We start from the raw sequence: 19,842 nt of genomic DNA, 5'->3' as shown, positions 1-19,842 counted from the left end.
CCGTTATTTCTTTGAGTTAATTTGATTTGAGCCGGTTCCTCTTAGCACCAGTATTCCAAATATGCCTGCTATTACAGAGGCAATTAATATCCCATACTTGGCCTGTTCCACATATTCAGGATTAGAAAAAGCAAGTCCGCTAATAAAGAGGGACATGGTAAAGCCTATCCCTGCAAGCAATGCGACCCCTGTCATATGCATCCAGGTTCCACCATCAGGCAATTTGGCAATACCCAGTTTGACCATCACAAAACAAAACAGCAATATGCCTGTAAATTTGCCCACAACCAAACCTGCTGCTACTCCTATTGAAACTGGATTTACAATAGCAGAGAAAAAATCAGCACCAATGATGATCCCGGAGTTGGCTAGTGCAAATAGTGGCATGATGAGAAAGGCCACATAGGGATGCAGGGCATGCTCAATCTTTTGAAGGGGAGTTTCCGCCGCGAGGCTTAAATGTTTCACTTTTTGTATGGTCAGGTGCTGGTCTGGCGTGGTAAGGGTACTGTTGCTTGGTATCTCACGATCGAAATCATCAGTCAACTTACGAAGGGAATTGGAATAGACCTCTTCATCTATACGTGTCCTTGCCGGTATGGTAAAGGCCACCAGTACCCCAGCGAGGGTGGCGTGAACACCAGAAAGCATAAACCCAATCCACACGGCAATACCTACAATGAGGTAAAATGCGCTGTTTCTTATTCCCATTGCATTACCAACGATTAGAATCAGCAAAAATAGTCCGGCAATGCCAAGAGCGACAAAGTTTACCTGCCCGGTATAAAAAAAGGCAATTACCAGTACTGCACCCAGGTCATCAGCTACAGCCAGTGCCGATAGGAAAACCTTGATGCTGCCCGGAATGTGTTTGCCTGCCATTGATAGCAGGGCTAATGCAAATGCAATATCAGTAGCCATCGGAATACCCCAGCCGTGTTCAGCGCCCGTACCCTGGTTAATGAAGTAATAGATTCCTGCAGGAACAAGCATTCCACCGAGTGCCGCAGTCATAGGCAGCAGGGCCTTTGAAAAAGTCGAAAGCTCGCCTTCCATAAATTCGCGTTTGAGCTCTAGACCAATGACGAAAAAAAAGAGTGCCATCAGCCCATCATTGATCCAGGTGTGCAAAGGTTTATCAAGCAGATGCTCACCGATACCAACTTTAAAATGCATTTCCCATAAATGATGATAAGATTCCCCAAAATCTGAATTTGCCCATATAATCGCTATGACCACGCTAATGAGTAAAACGATTCCACTAGTATATTCCAGATGAACAAAACGACTAACTGGGGCTATTATTTTTTCTATCGGGCTTTTTGGAAGGCTATTCATTTAAAGGATTTTTCTTCAATTATTAAAGCTACAAAAATACTATTTAACCCTGATTAATCTTCCCAAACCAAGTAATAAAACAGGTACTTGCACTGGAAAACTTGGCTATCCTGTTATTCATTTTAATCAGCTTGGAAGATATAACTTAACTGATAAGTAGCCTGAGAGCTTAGCCGCTCCTAGCCCATGAATATGCAAAGGGGGATTGCCTCCAATGTCATTAAGTTAAGCTAAATAACATTTTCAAGTAGCCGTTTATTGCCGAAACTGCTACTTGTTGAGTGCCGTTATTATTGATAACGTTATATTAGTCGCGTAAACTTATATTCGTTATATGACAACACTTATTAATAAAACCGCTTTGGTTACTGGAGGCGAATCTGGAATAGGACAGAGTATTGCTGCTGAATTTGCCCTTAACGGTGCCGACATTATTATTACTTATTTGAATGACGAAGCGGCAGCTCAAGCTACCTTAGCCAAGGTCAAACAAACCGGACGCAAGGGCATTATTGTTCAATCCGATGTAAGTAATCCTGAATCTGTTGAGAGTTTGTACAATACAGCCCTTGAGCATTTTCCGAATATAGATATATTGGTGAATAGTGCCGGTGTTAGAAGTGTCGACAAATATATTCATCAACTTAGTTTTGAAGAATTTGAGAATACTGTGAGAATAAATCTATTCGGCACTTTTCTTTGCTGTAAAAAGTTTGTTTTACATAGGCTTCAACAGGGCGGCCATGGGCGCATTATTAATATCACATCCATTCATGAAGATGTTGTAAGTCCCGGAAAAACAGATTATTGTGCCTCTAAATCAGGCGTTCGAGGACTTAGTCGTTCATTAGCAATGGAGCTCGCCGATAAGCAAATAACGGTCAATAACATAGCTCCGGGCATGATTCTTACCAGAATGAACCAAAAGGCAGTTGACGATACCGACTATCGCAAGGATTTAGAGCAACGTATTCCTGCAAAAATATCAGGAACGCCATTAGATGTTGCAAAAGCCGCTGTTTTTTTTGCTTCGGATGATGCCAGTTACATTACGGGCACAACTCAAATAATAGACGGAGGCTTGCATTTGAACCGGGCGCAAGGATCTCGATAGATTAAAGTTTTATCATAAAATAATCTTTAACCAACAGTTGTTTAGCGTCAATTCTAACCACTATAAAGCCCTTTTATAATTAGTTAGCGCTTGGTATTTGCTTCTTGCTTTGACAGTTACTCGCTGATGAGCATATTTCCGTCCGAGCCTGACAGGTTCAATATGTTGTATAAATAAATCTTCCAAGTGCTGTAAAATCTTTTCAGGATTGCAGACCATGAACACTTCTACAATTCTGTTTTTCATCATTCCAAAGGCGATATTACGATTGATTTTATAATTATGCTTTCTATTTTTATTAATACTGATCAGTTGATTTTCGCATTGTTTGGCTATGATTTCCTGTAGGTTAGACGGAAAGAATGTGATATAGAAATCCTGCATAATGGTAGCAACCTTTTGCCCTTTTAAATCCGGCTGTGTAGCCGACAATGTAATAAAGGTCTTTAAATCTGAAATGATTTCTAAGTTTGCATTCATCCCACAGTTTTTAGTTTTCGAAGGCTTAAAGAACCGGAATTATCCCGGTTCTTTAACTGTGAGTATCTTTCAAATCCCTTAACTTAATGGCATTGGGATTGCTTCATCTTTTTATCCTTTCTTAGATTATCAACCGTAAGTTCAATATAAGTCCAACATAATGAATACAGTCATCTTGAAAATAACCACTCCATAATAAAAAATTTTCAGTTGCTAAAAAAAACACAAACAATAAATTGATTATCAAAACCTTACATAATTATAACTTTACAGGAATGGTTTTGGCTATATGATTCAAAATTAAGGGTATGAAACAAACCATTAGCATCATCAAAAAAAAGAGAATGATAACCTGCGCAGGAGGGTAAAGTCATTCCATTTATTGCTCCTCTTTTATACAGCCGTTATACTTACACTGCTTTTATTACTCCTGCTACTCATAGCATATACTTTTTGGGCATCCAGGCGAATTGGTTTCACATCCAGATTAAGAATTAACAAATAACATAGGTTTAATTATAGGTAAACGTGAAAGACCAGAGGCGGCAATGATAAAAAAGCCGATAGCATATCCGGCAACAAGTACGCAACAAACAGAAGTTTGATATTGAAAAAACTACAAAACACTATTTGAGCAAGAACTTTCTAATCTAATGTCTTTTCATCAGGGATTATGGGTTTTTTTACCTGCGAACTATAAGCCTCAGAAAAGGGTATCCCTCCTTTTATACCAAAATCCATCGTTCGGATTGGGAACGGTATCATGATATCATTCGCATCATATGCCTTTTTTATTTTCATAATAGCCTGACTTTTAACTTCAAGAAAATTAACTTTTTCAGATATATTTATCCATAAGCGAATAACATAATTGATCGAACTGTCTGCAAAATCGGTATAGAACATTGTTATGGATTCATCTTCAGCTAATCCGGGGATATCCTTAACTGCTTCCAATGTAATTAACTTAACCTTATCCAAATCGTCTCCATAAGATACGCCAACAACCAGGTCAACGCGTCTCTTACCAAGTAAAGTGTAATTTTCTATAGGATTCTGGAAAACATCCTTATTGGGCATGATAACCATTTGCCCCTGATATGTTTTTATCACAGTATCCCTTAAGTTAATTTCTTCGACAGTACCCATGTATTCCTTAATTTTAACCACATCTCCAAGCTTTAATGGTTTCCTGATAGACAAGAAAATACCAGACATGAAATTTGCCGCTATATCCTGAAAAGCGAATGCCAGGGCTAATCCTAAGATCCCTGCGCCTGCCAAAATTGAAGTTACTGCCTTATCCAGTTGAAGAACACTCAAGGCGATAAAGATGATGATACCTAAAAGAAAGATATAGATAAGTGAGCTAAAGAGACTGTCGAGCGTTTCATTATGAATTACTCGCTTAATCATTTTATGAATAAATTTTCTGATGTATTTTGCTATAAAAAAGCCAACCACTAATATGAAGGCGGCAAGGGCAATGTTTGGTAACAATCTGATGAATTCCCTGAGCCACAAGGTTAGTTTAGAACTAATGAGGTTGTAAGCTTTATTTAAGTCAATATCCATATTTTTTTATTTTTTTTTGTTAAAATTTTAGTGTGTTTTCCCATCTGCACGATCAGGCGTACACCTCCAAGTTCAGAAATTCTATAGGGGAAATCGGCCATCCGTAGCACCCATAAACATAAAACGCTCAGGAATATTGCACCATTGTAATGGTTGTTCAATAATTCCCTGCTGAAGATAAACAATGATATCAAAGCATACTGTCCAGCATATACAATTGTTAAATCAGATAGGCAAAGCCAGGAAGAGGAAATATCATTTTGGCAGATGGCCTTGGACTGTAATTGGGTAAGTTTTTTATGCATAATAATAGGTGTGCTATTGATAGCTGAGCGATAAATGAACCTAATATTCTAACGATTCTTAAAATTACTTAATATTTTAACATCAGATAGGGCAAATTGTTTATATAAATACTAATTATGAAACTTAGGGGTTAATGTGTTGATGAGCAAAACAAGCAATAAGGGAGAGGAAGGTCTTAACAGCTTTCGGGATAAAGCAAAACAGATTGCAGACGAGCTGGATATGAAAACAGAATTCGATAAAATGAACAAACTGGTCAGTGCGATGCTGACCACAAAGCCAGCAAATTGGATAAACCAAAGGAGATTGACCCCCATAAATTATTGTAAATTTTTGATTGTCTGATTGTTATTAATTCGGCGGAAAGAGGTCAATTAGATTGGTTTGTCCAACTATCTTTTCATTAAATTTAAGAAACCAAGCTTAAATTAGATCCCTTTTCTGTCTTGGGGACTTAAAGACTCTATCAACTCATCGAGTTGATCCAGGTCAAAGGGCTTGGAAAGATAGGCATCAGCACCAGCCTCTTCTGAAAGCATTTTAATGTCATAATGCCCAGTAAAATAGATAAGGGGGATATGCCTAAGGTCAATCTGCTGTTTAATATCCTTAGCGGCAAAGACCCCACCATAGTCCGGTATGTTATTGTCCATCATAATGATTTTTGGCTGATAAGCCCTAATTTGAAAAACCGCGTCATTGCATTGACTAAGACTTAGAACCTCCCAACCCTTTTCCTCCATCACGAGTTTCATGATGTCTGATATGCTCTGGTCATCATCAAAAATTAGTATCCGTTTCACTTTATCCATCTGTTTTAAGCTTTAAAATATATCTTAAAGGTGCTTCCCTTATCTACCTCGCTTTCAACCTCTATCTTGCCGCCTGATGCGTTTATGATTTTTTGTAACAAAAACAGGCCAATACCCTGACCTTCTATATCTTCATTTATTCTATGGTACATTTTAAAAACAAAGTTTAGCCGCTCTCGTTTGATGCCAATTCCATTATCTGTTACTATCAACAAAATAAAACCGTCAACTTTTTTTGTTTCAATATGTATAATTGGCTTTCGGTTCGGGAAGCTAAATTTTATGGCATTAGTAATCAGGTTAAGCAATATACTTCGCAAATTCTTTTTTGGAAACCGGATACTATCTTCCTGAAAATCCGTTGTAATGGTCGCCTCGGCTTTTTTGATCCGCTCAGAGATTGCATCCTCAATACCCTTAAATATACTGATAAAATCTTCTTTCCCAGTCTCATCCATCGACTCAGATTCAAGCGTGCCAACCTTACCTAACTCTTTGATTACTTCTTTAAAATTGTTTAATGAATGGTTCATCATTCCCGAAAGCTTAACTACATCAGGGTTATCAATACCAATTTTCTTATTCAGCATCCCCATTAGCGTTTCAATATTCAATATGGGCGCATTGAGGTCATGCGAAGCACCATATACGAAATTGTTTAGGTCTTCATTTATCCTTCGGAAACTCTGATTGCTCTTGTCCAGCTCATCGACTAGTATCTTTAATGCGGTTATATCGTAAAAACTCACGATTGCGCCATTGGCCTTCTTGCTGTTTCTTTTAAGATAGGGCATCGTCATCACCTGATAAATTTTTCCATCTCTGGATTCCACTTCCCTGGTAACTGGCTTTTCATCATTTATAACATCCTTGATATCTTGGATCAATGTCTCAAGCTTTATGTTCGTGGTTATATTGCTCAACGGGCGTCCGATATCGCCCTCGCGGATATTGATATGCTTTACCGCGCCTGGGGAATATCTTTTGAGCAACAGGTCCTGGTCAACGAATAACTGTCCATTAGTATTACTTCGAAAATAGTTGTTTAAATCATCATTCAGATCCGTTAGCTCATCAATGGTCATATGATGGTCTTTATTGATCGTTTGGAGCTCCTCGTTTACAGATTGAAGCTCTTCGTTCGTACTTTGCATTTCTTCATTCGCAGACTGCATTTCTTCATTCGCAGACTGCAACTCTTCATTATATGACTGCATATTTTCGTTTGAAGAAGCTATGCTTTCATGTGCAACAGAGAGATTTTGTTTTAATTCCGCGTTTTCATGTTCCAGACTGATCACGTGTTCCTTTGTTACCTCATTGATATCATCTACATTGATGATATTTTTTTCTTCCATTTTTGATATCTTTTCGCTAAACTCAACTATAAGTAACCTTGCCTCAGACTTTTCAATAAAAAATGGAGTTATAAAAATATTGACAGTTTTAGCTTTAAACCTGCCCTTGCTTGGGATAATGATTTTGTTCAATACCACTTTTTCATCCATTTTTAAAGCCTTATGGGCAGCGGCTCTAAATGCAATAGAAATCGTTTCGGGCAACAGCTGGTTAAGATTGTGGTTAAAATTTATGCTCTTGAGGTAGGGTGTTGTATCTCCAAAGGATTGAATGACCGTTAGATCTTCATCCGTGCAAACACCGTTAAAACCTGATGCCTTAAAGACAGCGTTGTTTATCTGATCAGCAAGTGCTGATTTGGAAATTGGAACAACACTTTTTTTACTTACCTCAATTGTTGTTGTTTTCGCGCCCTCAATGACATGAGATGAAAAGGTATCGAACTTAACCGCCCGCCCGGCCTTATTGCTTTGCAGAACATTCCATTTTGCACTAATCTCATCAAAGTCTTCTCTTAGGATTGCTGCATTTTCACTCGGCCCTAGAAATAAGTATCCACCTTTTTTTAACCCGAAGTGCATCATGCCTAATACCTTTTTTTGTAAGCTGACATTCAAATAAATGAGCAGGTTCCGGCAGCTGATCAGATCTATATTACAATATGGAGGGTTTTTAACAAGATCGTGCTGCGCAAAGATTAGCATTTTTCTGATATCCGATTTTATTCTGTAGTTCTTACCATCCCATGTGAAAAATCGTTCTAGTCTTTTCTTTGAAACAGTTTGCTCAATAGTGACATCATAAATACCCTTAGATGCAGTATCCAGAGCAGCTTTATTAATATCCGTTGCGAATATCTTAATTTCAATATCGCTGGAGTGCTCAACCGAGTATTCTTTTGTCAACATTGCAAGGGTATATGCCTCTTCCCCGGTAGCGCATCCAGCCACCCATATTTTTAGCACATTTGTATTGTTGCTGTTTATCATATCGGGAATTATCTTTTCCTCAATCATCTTAAATGCTTCCGGATCCCGGAAAAAGGCGGTTACACTAATTAGAAAATCATTGGCTAGTATCTTTACCTCATTAGCGTGGCTTTTTAGAAAATCAAGGTATAGATCAATCTTGCTAAAGTTATGTTCAACCATCCTCCTTTTGATTCTTCTGATAATAGTGGGCCTTTTGTAGTCTGAAAAATCAAGCGGCAAATTTCCTTTGATCAAATCAAATATCTTTGAGAGTTCAGCCTCACTGATAACATCTGGCCTTCCATCAGCAAGCAATTCGAGCATTCCGTCTTTTACGTAATCTTCTATCACCTGTGGCATAGCCTGTGGAGATAGAATCAAATCTGAGCAACCCGTAGCTAGCGCAGCCATTGGCATTCCATTAAAGCTCGCCGTATCTGGATCTTGAACGAGAACTATACCTCCAGCTTCCTTAATATTTAAAATACCTTTCGAGCCATCATTGCCGGTTCCGGAGAGAATTATGCCTATCGCCTTATCCCCACGCTCCTTAGCAAGGGAGGCAAAAAAATAATCAATGGTCATATAAGGCCGGGACTGATCTGCTTTATCCGATAATAATAGTCGTCCATCTTCCACGGTCATAAATTTAGAACTTGGAATAAGATAAACTGTATTGGGTTTTATCGTCACATTTTCGACGGCCTCTATTACCCGCAACTTACTATGGGGCGCTAATATGTTGGCCATGTGGCTTTTAAAATCTGACGACAGATGCTGTATGATGATGTAAGATACCGCATCAAGCGGCGTATAATCAAAAAAAGCCGAAATTGCTTCCAACCCACCGGCAGACGCACCAATGGCTATAATGTACTGTTTTTCATTAATTTTAGCCATGACTTTCCGTATTTGAAATACCTAATGGATTTCTATCAAATGTAATCTTATTAAGTTATTAATTCCTTTTTACTGATTAATACATGGCAGATTCAATTTAGTAAATATTCGCTTTTGATGCATTCTTATTTCTTTGCTGATATCCTATCGTGACACAGTTTCTGCAAAGAATTATTAAGTCAATCCCAAAGTATTGATTTAAGCTTTTCTGATATAACATCGAAGACGTGCTGGGATATCCATCATTGTTTTCTGGTCAATTTACCCGTTAAGTTTCCAAGGGGGAGATAAAATAGAAACGATTTATTTAGTAAATTCATTTCTATCTTATCTCCATTCATTGGCTTTAAGACACTCCTAGATGTTTTAACTCAAACTATTTTTATTGTTCTAGTGTTGTAAAAGATGAAATTGTCAGAAAAAAAATATAGGTGTGCAATTGTAGATAATGATCCCATTTCAATTGAGATATTGAGTGATTATATCGCAATGATACCAAAGTTGAAACTCACTGAAAGTTACCTGAACCCATTGGTTGCTGTTCATGAGATTAAAAAGCAAGAAAAAATAGATTTTCTTTTTCTTGACATTAAAATGGAAATATCTGGATTAGATGTAGCTGTGGCTCTTAGGGCTCATGTAAATTTTATATTCTTCGTAACCGGATATTCTGAACATGCACTAGCTGCTTTTAGTGTCGAAGGTGATAGTTTTTTACTGAAGCCACTAGATTTTTCAAAATTTCTCTTAACTGTCAATAGAGCTATCCGATCACCGTTAAATTCAAAAATTTGATTTAAAATAATTTTTCGAGGGTTTTAAAGTTAATTCAGGCAAAATTTCGTACATTAATAATATAGAAAAGCCTGATTTGCTTTCTAAATATTTCATCTACGCTATTCTCATTAACGTGCAGAATCATTATATCAGCATTAATGTATTTTATCAAAGAACCCATAAATTTAAAATACGCACAAGAAGTAGCTTTATTTTTCAAGTGTGCTGCTTTTGATGTTTGGAGATATGCACCGATTTCCACCTTAAACAATGTGAACGGTATCTAAAATTAAATTTTGTGTGTAACGATTTTTTTGGGGGGGGGGAATTCATCCCAAACTATATCTTCATTAAATTCGAATGCTTTAAAAATTAATTGAATTGATGCTATTTAAGCAGTTTTTTTAAGGTATATTACTAGATAATTTCATATACTTATGAAAACATTTATAAATTCCAGAAATCTTTCAGGCGAGCAGCTCTGTGAAATTATTAAAAATGCTTTCCCCGAACTATACTGCTCGATCGATAACGAAATATTTATTCATAGGAACGAGCAAGATCCAGCGATAATTATCATATCCATGAAGGGCAATTACGGTAAGGTTAAAGTTAATATCGATTCTATATACACAGAAAAAATTTTTGAGGTAATTGGTCATTCACTCACAGAGAACTATGATTCTACTAAATCATTAGTCACTTTTGCTGAGCGTTTCGATGGCATTTCCAACCTAAGAATTGAACTAATTAATGATAATAACTTAGCCATCTTTATAAATGATGAAATAGCCTTGAGGTTAAAGTTATGGCTGAAAAGGGATGGCAAAGTGATAGAAATGCAACCTTTTGAAAATGAAGGTGGACGAATATTACGAAATTTTATTGAAATTGATGAATCGTTTTCAGCAAAATTAACGATAATGCGTAGTGGCAATCTGATTAAATATATTTCAGATGTGGAATAACTTATATGATTAACGAAATGCATCAACTTTATTTTTACCGAGTTCATTAAGCCGAGAAAACTTTCTCGCCATTCTTTTTAAAGAAACTTTGAGAAGGCAATAATAAATGTATCCCCTGATGCTTTGTTCTAAAAAGTATGGTCTATAATCAACTGTATCATTCATATTCTAATTTAGGAACGTTAGTGCTTTTGCAGGTATAACCGTCAATAAAATCCGTGCAAATTGCTTATTAATTTCTTTGCAACAATTAAAAGTTAAAATCTAAATAACTCTTGTGACTTTCTAAATTAAAGCCATTTGCCTGAAAGAAAATAAGTAAAACTTCAAACGTGAAAATTTTGCGCAAATAAAAAGCCTCCCTCGGAATGATTGGGTATAACTAATTGATTATCATACACATTATACTAAGTTCGAACCAGCCACTTCTCTGATTAACAGGCGGAAACCACCCATTTCTAAAAGTATGTTTATCAATTGGTTACAAGAATTGAAAGAAATCCCGTACTTATCAACATTAATAATTCATCACCACCAGATGCTGTTAATCAATGCTATTACTATCAAACACCTTAAGATTTTATTGGTAAAATGTTAATTGCTTAAGAAAAATACAGGAATAATAACTGAAAGAAAAACTAGGATTAATCTAGCCTTCTTTGCAGGAGATTCTGCGTATTTCAAATTGTCTCATCCTATATTTAATTAAATTAAAGATAGGCGAGACAATTTTTTCGCAACAATAGCATTATTTCAGTTTACTTCCTCTAAGAATTTCGAACAGATCAATAACCTGTCTACGATCTTTTAGTTGGACTTTAACAATTTCAAAAGAAAATTCTCTTCTAGGGATAGTTCTATCAAATCCCTCAGTCTTCTTGGGATTAAAGACCAATATAATTTTTGAAAGTTTAGCCTTCTTATCTTTATCAATCTTGTGTGAAAATGAGAAAGGTACATTATTTAATGTTCTGTCAAAAAATAGGTAAACCGAATCAGGCTCATTTTCATCTTTTAAATTCTTACTTGGATTACTGTATTTTTCTGAGACGGTCCAGCCCAAATGATTATTTTTCACGACTTCATTCAACTTGAGGTTGTCCACATTATAAGTCTCCGCCCTGTCCCAGCCTTTTAATTTTATTAACGAGTCTACTGAAAATATTTGGCTAGTTTTTGTGCGTAACGAATCAATTAAAATTCCAGACTTTTTAAATCTTTTAAAAAGGAAGTATTTGTAAAGAGTGTCCGTTTTAAGCGCAGTATCTCCTTGCAAATCAGCTCTTCCTTGTATTTTATTTTGTAGTGTATTTCTGGTAACAACTTCCTTAACAATATTTAAGCTGTCAAGGAACAAAAGTTGGTACTGTGTATCAAAATTCATTAATTCTCCATCGGGCATACGCACCAATTCAATTTTGCTCTTAATATCGACAACTATTATACTCTCTTTTCTGGGGGCAATTAAAGAAAAGAATAATGGGCATATCCCTACGATGAAGACAAAATAGATAAACGCAGTTTTCATAGATTTTCAATTTAAACTAATTATCAACAGTCCAAAATGCCACATTCGTAAAATCCTGAGTTTGTAAAGGACCAATAGGTACATATTTGCATACGACATACATATTAAGATAATAATCCAGATAAATCCCCGCTACCAATTTCCCTTTTGAGGCATAGGCTTGCAATTTGATTTCAAGGGTGCCGCCGATCACAGTTCCTCTAAGCTCTTCTGATTTATCAACATGCTCTAAAGATTCCCAAATCCACTACCCATTAACTAATTTATGTTTGCCCAATTCTGTACTCCGCAAAAACCATTGTCCTAATCTTTCTTTATGGAATCTCCATCGATAATGATTTGATCTAGTAGTTGGGGTTCTGCTTTACTATTTCTTTTGCACAACCCGACAGCAGCACAAGAAGAAAAGCAAAAGAGAGATTAATTTTGTTTTTCATTGTTTAAATTATTACTTATTAGCTTGCCAAGATACAGTTATAAATCATAAAAAATATTTTATTAGTTAATGTTATTAGGGAGACTCTGTAAGCTTACAAATAAATATCTGTAGTTTTTTGATTTCATTACCGCCAAACTAAATTGCGGTGCAATACTATTACAATTTAATATTTATTTATTGGGAAGTGAATAGTTGCGTTTATTGTAATCGCTATTCTCGACCGGATAGTTTTTTACTCATACCGTATTGAGTTTGAAGGTGAATCCCTTAGAAAAAATTGTTTGAATTTTCCTGCTTAATCCTTCATCACAGTTTGGGTATCTTTTTTATTTAAAATAATTTCATTTCTTACTTCATCTTTGAAGCGTTTAATTTCAAAATGATTTTGGCAGGAATAGGTCCAAAATAAGCAGCATACAAATGCAAAAGGCGTGGAAGGCGTAGTGCGTTATCAAATGAATAGCTGCCAAGGATCAAAACATTGGTACTAAAAGAGAGACCCGAAAAATATGGTTTTAAATCAGAGAAATGGACGGGACCTTTACTAGTACAATGGATCAAAATGGATTACGGACTGGAATATCAGAAAGCGCAGGTCTATAATTTGCTGGAGAAAGTCGGCTTAGTATACAAAGTGTAATTATTTAATATACTTTCACTAAAAGTGATGAAGAACCACTTTTAGTGAAATACACAGACTGGATAAGGAAATTAGCCACATTCAATTATCAAAAACATAAATAGACCTGTATGCCATCATGTCAAATGCACCTAAGTTTTAAATTTCTCATTTGTCGAAAGATTATAAGAATATGAAATGATGATAGTAATTAAATAACCCCGGCGAATCTGGAATGAACATACCTGGTGAGGCTTGTTCTTGCTATTAGCGTCCGCAGCGATTTACTTTTACAGAAACCTACCTGATGTTATTAGCAGAATAGCAAAAGACACACCGCTTAAAATCTTTCTTATAAAAATTTAAATTACAATCATTTTTTATATATTTAAGCCCCAGTTATCCCTATAAAAAACCATGCCCTAGCCAGCCCTTCCCTTTGGTTATTATGGTTAATCATCCCAAATTTTGCTGAAAAAAAATAAAGCGTAAAGCCTTATCCATTGCCCTTATCGGCAAAGGTTCTATGGTTTTGTTTTTTTGATAAAAAATATAAAAGATAATTAACCTAAATATTTCAATTAAAAACCAAAATTATGAGTTTAAGCAACCAAATCTCTATTGAGATTAGCCCGGAAGAATCTGCTTCCATTTCAGCAGCAATTGAAAAGTTAAAAACCGTTTTACTGCCCATTTCTAAAATTAATTTAACGGCAGAAGAGCGGATGTCGACCTTAAAGATGGGCGATAAAACACTGGCATTTGTGAACAAAACATTAGAGTATGCCACACAAAACCCTGCGCTGGTTCCGAATTACATCGACTTAAACGAAGCCAGGAAAGATTACAAATTAGCCGCCGAGGTTTATGCCCTTTTTCAACAGTTAAATACCATTTCGAGGGCCTTAGAAGACATGAGTATGGTTGCCGGTGGCGAAGCCTACGAAGCGTCTTTAGTAATTTATCATTCCATAAAAGGCGCAAGTCGTTCAAATATCCCAGGCACACAGGTAATGCATGATGATTTGAAAAAGCGTTTTCCAGGACGTGCCAAACAGCCCATTACGCCTTAATAAAATCGAAAGTTTAAAGGAAAGGATTCCTTAAAATTCTAAAATTTCAGATTGTTTTCTATTGATTAGGCATGGAGACCGAATTTACAAAATCGGCCTCCATTGCTATTTAAAAGTACCTCAGAGCTACCTTTTAGTACCTATGAGGTACTAAAAGGTAGCTCTGAGGTAGAAAGAATAAGCTCAGGACTAGAAAGATGGTGCTTAAAGGTATAAAGATGTAGCCTTAAGGTACCAAAAGGTAGCTCAAAGGTAGAAAGATGTAGCTTTTAGGGTGTAAAAGCTAGCTTCGGGCTAGCTAAATGTAGCCCCGGGGTAATAAAAGGCAGGTTGAAAGTGGCCAGCCATTAAATAGTCTGGTCACCAAAAACTGAACAGCCTATTTCATAAACAATAATCCCTAACGAAATGCAATTGCCCGTTTTTAATGTGGTTGCCCGGCAGCTATTCATTTCTCTGGCAAAAAAAAGAAAAACGAGCCAGCAGCTGGCAAATACATCACATAACCCGGCTTTAATCACATTTATCCATCATTCCATCACATTTATCCTTTTACCCTTTCCCGTAAAAGTATCTTGCCCTACCATTAAACAATTATAACTGGCATGCTAAGATCCTTTAAATCAAAAAAAATGAAATCTTGTTTACTTATTTTATGCTGTTGCTTCAGCACCGTGCTGTATGCACAAAATGCACCCGATTTTACCGCTCAGCAGCGCTTCACCACCGAAAATATTAAATTTAAGAGTGCCGGAGCCGAGCTGGAAGGCACCCTCTTTAAACCGGGGCATTCCAACGCAATTGTTGTTTTGGTGCATGGCTCAGGTCAGGAAAACAGGATGGTGGGCGTGGCATCGCTTTTGGCGAGCAATGGCATCACAGTATTTACTTACGATAAACGTGGCGTAGGAAAATCGGGAGGGGTGTATGCCGGACCAGAAGTTGGCACCAATAATATTGATGCGGCTAACCTCGACCTATTGGCTTCAGATGCCAGCGCCGCACTTAATGCCTTATCGGTGCATTTGCCCACCAAACATGTTCCTTTGGGTTTATTGGGTTTTAGTCAGGCCGGCTGGGTAATTCCGTTGGCTGCGAAGAAAAATGCTAAAGTTAACTTTATAGTTTTGTTTAGCGGCCCAATGGTGAATACGCTCGAACAGTTACGATTTCAATTTTATACCGCGGGGAATGCTAAATTTTGGGAAATGCATACTGAAGCTGAGGTACGGGAACACATTAATAATGATCCTGATCGCTATCCGTTTAAGGCTACCGATCCTCGTGATGCCCTCTCTAAGCTTTCTATTCCCGGCCTTTGGCTTTTCGGTGCTAAAGATATCCAGGCACCTGTAAGTTTATCAATAGAACGCCTTCGGGTGCTTCAAGCAAAAAATAAGTATTATGAATTCAAATTGTTTCCTGAATTGGGGCACAATACAGCGTCTGCAGAATCACCAGAACCGGTTAACTTCGCTATTCAATGGATTAAAACGCTTAAAATTTGAGTTCGATTATTTAAATGCGTTTTAGGATATAGTTGAGAGCGTTTTATAAGAAAGATGATTTTGTTCTATCCAATAAACTGATTAATATTTTCTCTTTTAATGATAATCGAAACTGTTGAATTTAAAATGAGAACCCAACTACATAAAATCCTATTTCATGATTTGACGTGCTAGGTCAGTTAAACAACTGCCTGAATTGTACAGGCGTTTGACCTGTCTTCTGTTTAAATAATTTACCAAACGACTGCGGATGCTCAAACCCTAACAGGTAGGCGATCTCACTGACGGATAGCTGCGTTGTACTAAGCTTTTCTTTAGCAAAATCAACTATTTTGTGTTGAATGTGCTGTTGGGTATTCTGCTGTGTGTGCCTCCTTAAAAGTGTTCCTAAATAGTTAGGGGAGATATTTAGATTTTCGGCAATACCAGATACTGTTGGAATTCCATTTTCCAATAATTTTCCAGCATAAAAATAGTCTGAAAGTATTTTTTCAAAACGTTCAAACAATTCATAATTAGATTTTTTTCGGGTAATAAACTGACGTTCATAAAATCTTTCTGAATAAATAAGCAACATCTCCAATTGGGCAATAATAATCTCCTGACTAAATTTATCGATATTGGATTGATATTCTTTTTGTATATTTTGAAGAATATTTACAATAATTTGTTCTTCTCGATCAGATAGAAATAGCGCCTCATTTGCAGAATATTGAAAAAAATCATAAGATTTTATTTTTTTAGCCAAAGCTGAATTCCATAAAAAATCAGGATGAACCAATAAAAGCCAGCCAGTAGGCTCTACTACTACATCTGGGTCTATTTCCAGTCTCAAAAATTGAAGCGGAGATACAAATGTTAATACGCCAGAGTCAAAATCATACTGCTGTTGTCCGTAATTAAATTTGGCGTTTACATTCCGCTTTAAACCAACAGAATAAAATTCTTGTATCCACTTCATTTCAGTATCATCAATAGGATAAGAAACTTCACTATAATCTATTAAGCTAATTAAAGGATGTTCTGGATGTGGAAGATTGCAAAAGTCGTGAAATTCTGCTATCGAATTAAAACGAAAAGTATGTTTCATAGTTACTAAATTAATTCTTTTCTTTATATAATATCATACCTGCATGATACAAAATGCCGTCCTTAAATTCACCGTCTGCATTGAATCCCGTGTCGTCTTTATAATTAATGTGGTTTGCTCTTACATTGTATTTACCTTGATAAGCACTCATCTTACTTCCTCTTGCTTCGTCATATCTGTTATTTGGCAATAATTCGTGACGTATATAACCGTCTTTAGTTACCCACATGCCGATATATTCTTTTGATTCTTCGATAGTTAATTTCATGATCATTTTTCTTTTATTTTCTTGTAATTGACTCATTGTTGGTACTATCCATAACGCATCATTTTTTACAATATCTTCGTCTATCTTAATCTGATTAAGATGGCAAAAGCAGACAATTAATATCATGGATGTTATAATAAATAGTCTCATATTTTTCTCATTAATACCAGAATATTCGGAGTTGATAATTTTCAACCCCGAATAGATAGATGCTATTTAACTGTCAAAAGATGGCTATAACCCATAATTTTGAAAGCTCTTTCTGTTAAGGTTTCTCTCACGGCATTTCCTGGTTCTGCCAACCAGTCTGAATAATCGATCGTATCTCTTAAAGGACGCATTCCTTTGGGCATTGCTAAAATCTCAACGATTTTATCTGCAACTCCTTGAATAGGCGCATCTCCGAATCTGAACAATTTTTTTAACCCTTCATCATAATTTTCATAATCTTCCTTCAACCTATTATACTCATTCAATACAGATTGATCTTTTGGAAATTCTGCTGTCTCAAAGTGGGATGTACCATCCATGAAAACCCCTGGCATCAAGATCGTTGTTTCTACTCCAAACTGACTTATTTCATAAGCGGTGTTTTCTGCTAAAGCATCCAAAGCTGCTTTTCCAATAACATAAGGAGTCATAAATGGAGCGGTAACATTGGTAATTCCACTTCCCACATATAAAATTAATCCACCTGCTTGCTTTCTCATATAGGGCAAAACGGCTCGGTTAAGTCTGTGGGCACCAAGAACATTTGTATTCACTGAACTCGCAATCTGCTCTGGTGTAAAAGCTTCAGAATACCCTATAAACAAATGGGCAGCATTATGAATAACAACATCTATTGTCCCTTCATTTTCAATTATTTTTTGCGCAGCTTTTTCACAAGAGTCTTGGAGGTGAATATCAAGGTCTACTATATCTACATGTTTACCATAATTTTCTACATATTCATGTAGTTTGGTAGATTTATGGATATTTCTTCCCTTCGGATCACGTATTCCCGCATAAACCTTATGGCCTGCTAGTACTAATGTTTGTGCTGTATGCAAACCCATTCCAGATCCAGCTCCTGTGATGAGAACTGTTAATTGATTTTGTATTTCCATTTTCTATAATTATTTATTTAATATCAGTTGAAGTACCTAAATTCTTATATTCAGCCATGGTTTGTTGTATAAGTTCTATTTTTTGATTGGCTACTGCATAGGCGTCTTTTCCCAAAAAAAGATGTACAGGAGGGGCATAGAGTTCACTAACCTCCATTAAAATTTCCGCAGCACGCTCAGGATCATTTGGCTGGTTACCGTCAATATCTTTAAGATGTGCTTGCTCAGAAGCTCTTGCACTTTTATAATAAGCTATTGGCTTAGCTGCAGTTTTAACTGATCCACTTGAAAGGAAATTTGTCCTGAAATATCCAGGATAAACTACAGAAACATTAACTCCGAACTCTTTCATTTCCTCTGCTAGTCCTTCTGTGAATCCAGCCACAGCAAATTTAGTTGAACAGTATATTCCAAAACCGGCAAAACCTGCTGAATATCCACCAATAGATGCGATGTTGAAAATATATCCAGATTTCTGCTGACGTAAGTATGTAGCAGCATTTCTTATGACATTGAGTGAGCCAAAGACATTTACTTCAAAGTTATCTCTTACTTCACTATCGCTCAATTCTTCCAAAGTACCAATTAATCCGAAGCCTGCATTATTCACAACAACATCAATTTTGCCGAAATGCTGTATACACTTATCAATTGTTGCCTTTACATTTTCATTGTTTGTTAAATCCATTTTAAGCGGAAGGAATAAATCAGATGTTTTACCTACTTCTTGCACTAATGATTGTTGGTTGCGGGATGTCGCTGCTACACGGTAACCATTTGCTAAAAGTTTTTTCACTAAAGTAAGCCCTAACCCTCTGGAAGCTCCTGTAACAAACCATACTTTTTTTGTGTCCATTTTTTTTAATTTTATTTGTTTAAACTGATAACACAAATATGGCCTGATACAAAATTTTCAGTGTAGCTGAATCAATCAATAATGTAGTTAAATCGTGGGTTTGTTTCATTATTGCGATAACCTATAGTCACCTAATAATAAATTTTAATCAATATTAGGGCAGAAATATTTTATAATCTAAAATTAGAAAGAGGATTAAAACCAATATTCCATAGCTTAAAGGTCAATTTTAAATCAACATCAATTTGGCAAAATACTTTCAAGGCCTAGGCCTGAGAATCCTATCTATAATTACTGCATCCAATGATACAATACCTTAATTTCTTTGTTTTCACCCGAAGTTTAAAGAAATTCAAAATTAATTTATCATAAATGCACAACAGCTTATTCAATTAGTTCATAGCGTTGCTGTTGTCAAAATGCCTCAACCGTTAACATTTTAATATCAACACCTTAAATAACTAAAGGATCAAACCGTCGTGAATCCAGAAGAGCAACTATTAGCCTACCATCTATTGCGAAAAATTGCGAGATTTTGCTATGGGCAGTAGATAAAAAATGCTATAAGATAAGTTTAAGGCTTTTTTTATGTGTTATGAAAAAGATATATATTTTGTTAGCCCTTAGTGGATAAACCGCTTCAAATTGACCCCTCTTCGCCAATCTAAAAAGTTCCCCTTAGCCGAGTTAATTTGATAAGGTTCGCCAAAGGAAAAAGACCCCTTTGCGCCAATCCAAATTGACCCCCTTGA

16 protein-coding genes are annotated in these 19,842 nt (G+C 36.2%); 6 read left to right on the top strand and 10 right to left on the bottom strand.

Annotated features, from left to right (window positions below; genetic code table 11):
• Positions 1-3 precede the first annotated feature (3 nt).
• Positions 4-1,338 carry a Na+/H+ antiporter NhaA gene (gene nhaA, locus IEV50_RS17305; protein ID WP_188416758.1) on the bottom strand — a complete coding sequence of 445 codons (1,335 nt, stop codon included), beginning with the start codon at positions 1,336-1,338 and terminating at the stop codon, positions 4-6.
• Between the two features lie 334 nt (positions 1,339-1,672).
• Between nhaA and IEV50_RS17300 the strand changes: the two genes are divergently transcribed.
• On the top strand, positions 1,673-2,452 hold the full coding sequence (locus tag IEV50_RS17300; protein WP_188416756.1) for an SDR family NAD(P)-dependent oxidoreductase: 780 nt from the start codon (positions 1,673-1,675) through the stop codon (positions 2,450-2,452).
• Between the two features lie 60 nt (positions 2,453-2,512).
• On the opposite strand, the gene IEV50_RS17295 is transcribed toward IEV50_RS17300, so the two are convergent.
• From IEV50_RS17295 to IEV50_RS17280, 4 genes are all read right to left on the bottom strand, one after another.
• Positions 2,513-2,932, bottom strand: a complete 420-nt coding sequence (locus tag IEV50_RS17295) for a hypothetical protein (protein WP_188416753.1) — start codon at positions 2,930-2,932, stop codon at positions 2,513-2,515.
• Positions 2,933-3,577: 645 nt separating this feature from the next.
• Positions 3,578-4,507, bottom strand: coding sequence for a mechanosensitive ion channel family protein (locus IEV50_RS17290; RefSeq protein WP_229746783.1), 930 nt, complete (start codon positions 4,505-4,507; stop codon positions 3,578-3,580).
• A gap of 734 nt (positions 4,508-5,241) precedes the next feature.
• The gene (locus IEV50_RS17285) at positions 5,242-5,625 is read right to left on the bottom strand and encodes a response regulator (RefSeq protein ID WP_188416751.1); all 384 of its coding nucleotides are present in this window, start codon (positions 5,623-5,625) and stop codon (positions 5,242-5,244) included.
• Positions 5,626-5,630: 5 nt separating this feature from the next.
• Complete coding sequence (locus IEV50_RS17280) at positions 5,631-8,855, bottom strand: chemotaxis protein CheB (RefSeq protein WP_188416749.1); 3,225 nt, start codon at positions 8,853-8,855, stop codon at positions 5,631-5,633.
• 405 nt (positions 8,856-9,260) lie between these two features.
• Here IEV50_RS17280 and IEV50_RS17275 point away from each other — a divergent pair, with 405 nt between their 5' ends.
• Together IEV50_RS17275 and IEV50_RS17270 are read left to right on the top strand one after the other, a co-directional pair.
• Positions 9,261-9,650 (top strand): LytR/AlgR family response regulator transcription factor, encoded by a 390-nt coding sequence (locus IEV50_RS17275; protein ID WP_188416747.1) that lies wholly within the window; start codon positions 9,261-9,263, stop codon positions 9,648-9,650.
• Between the two features lie 419 nt (positions 9,651-10,069).
• Positions 10,070-10,600 carry a hypothetical protein gene (locus tag IEV50_RS17270; protein WP_188416745.1) on the top strand — a complete coding sequence of 177 codons (531 nt, stop codon included), beginning with the start codon at positions 10,070-10,072 and terminating at the stop codon, positions 10,598-10,600.
• A gap of 748 nt (positions 10,601-11,348) precedes the next feature.
• On the opposite strand, the gene IEV50_RS17265 is transcribed toward IEV50_RS17270, so the two are convergent.
• Positions 11,349-12,128, bottom strand: coding sequence for a hypothetical protein (locus IEV50_RS17265; protein ID WP_188416743.1), 780 nt, complete (start codon positions 12,126-12,128; stop codon positions 11,349-11,351).
• A gap of 920 nt (positions 12,129-13,048) precedes the next feature.
• Here IEV50_RS17265 and IEV50_RS19965 point away from each other — a divergent pair.
• The 3 genes from IEV50_RS19965 to IEV50_RS17250 all read left to right on the top strand — a co-directional run bounded on the left by IEV50_RS19965 (position 13,049) and on the right by IEV50_RS17250 (position 15,767).
• Complete coding sequence (locus tag IEV50_RS19965; protein WP_188416740.1) at positions 13,049-13,207, top strand: winged helix-turn-helix domain-containing protein; 159 nt, start codon at positions 13,049-13,051, stop codon at positions 13,205-13,207.
• 575 nt (positions 13,208-13,782) lie between these two features.
• Entirely contained in the window at positions 13,783-14,259 is a 477-nt protein-coding gene (locus IEV50_RS17255; protein WP_188416738.1) for a hypothetical protein, read from the top strand.
• Positions 14,260-14,891: 632 nt separating this feature from the next.
• Positions 14,892-15,767 carry an alpha/beta hydrolase family protein gene (locus IEV50_RS17250; RefSeq protein ID WP_229746782.1) on the top strand — a complete coding sequence of 292 codons (876 nt, stop codon included), beginning with the start codon at positions 14,892-14,894 and terminating at the stop codon, positions 15,765-15,767.
• Between the two features lie 175 nt (positions 15,768-15,942).
• On the opposite strand, the gene IEV50_RS17245 is transcribed toward IEV50_RS17250, so the two are convergent.
• The 4 genes from IEV50_RS17245 to IEV50_RS17230 form a co-directional block, all read right to left on the bottom strand.
• Positions 15,943-16,857 carry a helix-turn-helix domain-containing protein gene (locus tag IEV50_RS17245; protein ID WP_188416734.1) on the bottom strand — a complete coding sequence of 305 codons (915 nt, stop codon included), beginning with the start codon at positions 16,855-16,857 and terminating at the stop codon, positions 15,943-15,945.
• Positions 16,858-16,867: 10 nt separating this feature from the next.
• On the bottom strand, positions 16,868-17,251 hold the full coding sequence (locus IEV50_RS17240; protein WP_229746781.1) for an Atu4866 domain-containing protein: 384 nt from the start codon (positions 17,249-17,251) through the stop codon (positions 16,868-16,870).
• Between the two features lie 86 nt (positions 17,252-17,337).
• Complete coding sequence (locus tag IEV50_RS17235) at positions 17,338-18,234, bottom strand: SDR family NAD(P)-dependent oxidoreductase (protein ID WP_188416732.1); 897 nt, start codon at positions 18,232-18,234, stop codon at positions 17,338-17,340.
• Positions 18,235-18,247: 13 nt separating this feature from the next.
• Positions 18,248-19,090, bottom strand: a complete 843-nt coding sequence (locus IEV50_RS17230; protein ID WP_188416730.1) for an SDR family oxidoreductase — start codon at positions 19,088-19,090, stop codon at positions 18,248-18,250.
• Positions 19,091-19,842 lie beyond the last annotated feature (752 nt).

This window comes from Pedobacter mendelii (assembly GCF_014635725.1).
In the GTDB taxonomy this organism is placed as follows: Bacteria; Bacteroidota; Bacteroidia; order Sphingobacteriales; family Sphingobacteriaceae; genus Pedobacter; species Pedobacter mendelii.
This window is presented reverse-complemented; position numbering and strand designations above follow the sequence as displayed.

Bases quoted from the DNA above. Each gene is read 5' to 3' on its own strand.
- IEV50_RS17300 (WP_188416756.1), top strand. From the start codon at position 1,673: ATGACAACACTTATTAATAAAACCGCTTTGGTTACTGGAGGCGAATCT.
- IEV50_RS17295 (WP_188416753.1), bottom strand. From the start codon at position 2,932: ATGAATGCAAACTTAGAAATCATTTCAGATTTAAAGACCTTTATTACA.
- IEV50_RS17255 (WP_188416738.1), top strand. From the start codon at position 13,783: ATGAGTTTAAGCAACCAAATCTCTATTGAGATTAGCCCGGAAGAATCT.
- IEV50_RS17290 (WP_229746783.1), bottom strand. From the start codon at position 4,507: ATGGATATTGACTTAAATAAAGCTTACAACCTCATTAGTTCTAAACTA.
- IEV50_RS17235 (WP_188416732.1), bottom strand. From the start codon at position 18,234: ATGGAAATACAAAATCAATTAACAGTTCTCATCACAGGAGCTGGATCT.
- nhaA (WP_188416758.1), bottom strand. From the start codon at position 1,338: ATGAATAGCCTTCCAAAAAGCCCGATAGAAAAAATAATAGCCCCAGTT.
- IEV50_RS17250 (WP_229746782.1), top strand. From the start codon at position 14,892: ATGAAATCTTGTTTACTTATTTTATGCTGTTGCTTCAGCACCGTGCTG.
- IEV50_RS17240 (WP_229746781.1), bottom strand. From the start codon at position 17,251: ATGATATTAATTGTCTGCTTTTGCCATCTTAATCAGATTAAGATAGAC.
- IEV50_RS17245 (WP_188416734.1), bottom strand. From the start codon at position 16,857: ATGAAACATACTTTTCGTTTTAATTCGATAGCAGAATTTCACGACTTT.
- IEV50_RS17265 (WP_188416743.1), bottom strand. From the start codon at position 12,128: ATGAAAACTGCGTTTATCTATTTTGTCTTCATCGTAGGGATATGCCCA.
- IEV50_RS17230 (WP_188416730.1), bottom strand. From the start codon at position 19,090: ATGGACACAAAAAAAGTATGGTTTGTTACAGGAGCTTCCAGAGGGTTA.
- IEV50_RS17280 (WP_188416749.1), bottom strand. From the start codon at position 8,855: ATGGCTAAAATTAATGAAAAACAGTACATTATAGCCATTGGTGCGTCT.
- IEV50_RS17275 (WP_188416747.1), top strand. From the start codon at position 9,261: ATGAAATTGTCAGAAAAAAAATATAGGTGTGCAATTGTAGATAATGAT.
- IEV50_RS17285 (WP_188416751.1), bottom strand. From the start codon at position 5,625: ATGGATAAAGTGAAACGGATACTAATTTTTGATGATGACCAGAGCATA.
- IEV50_RS17270 (WP_188416745.1), top strand. From the start codon at position 10,070: ATGAAAACATTTATAAATTCCAGAAATCTTTCAGGCGAGCAGCTCTGT.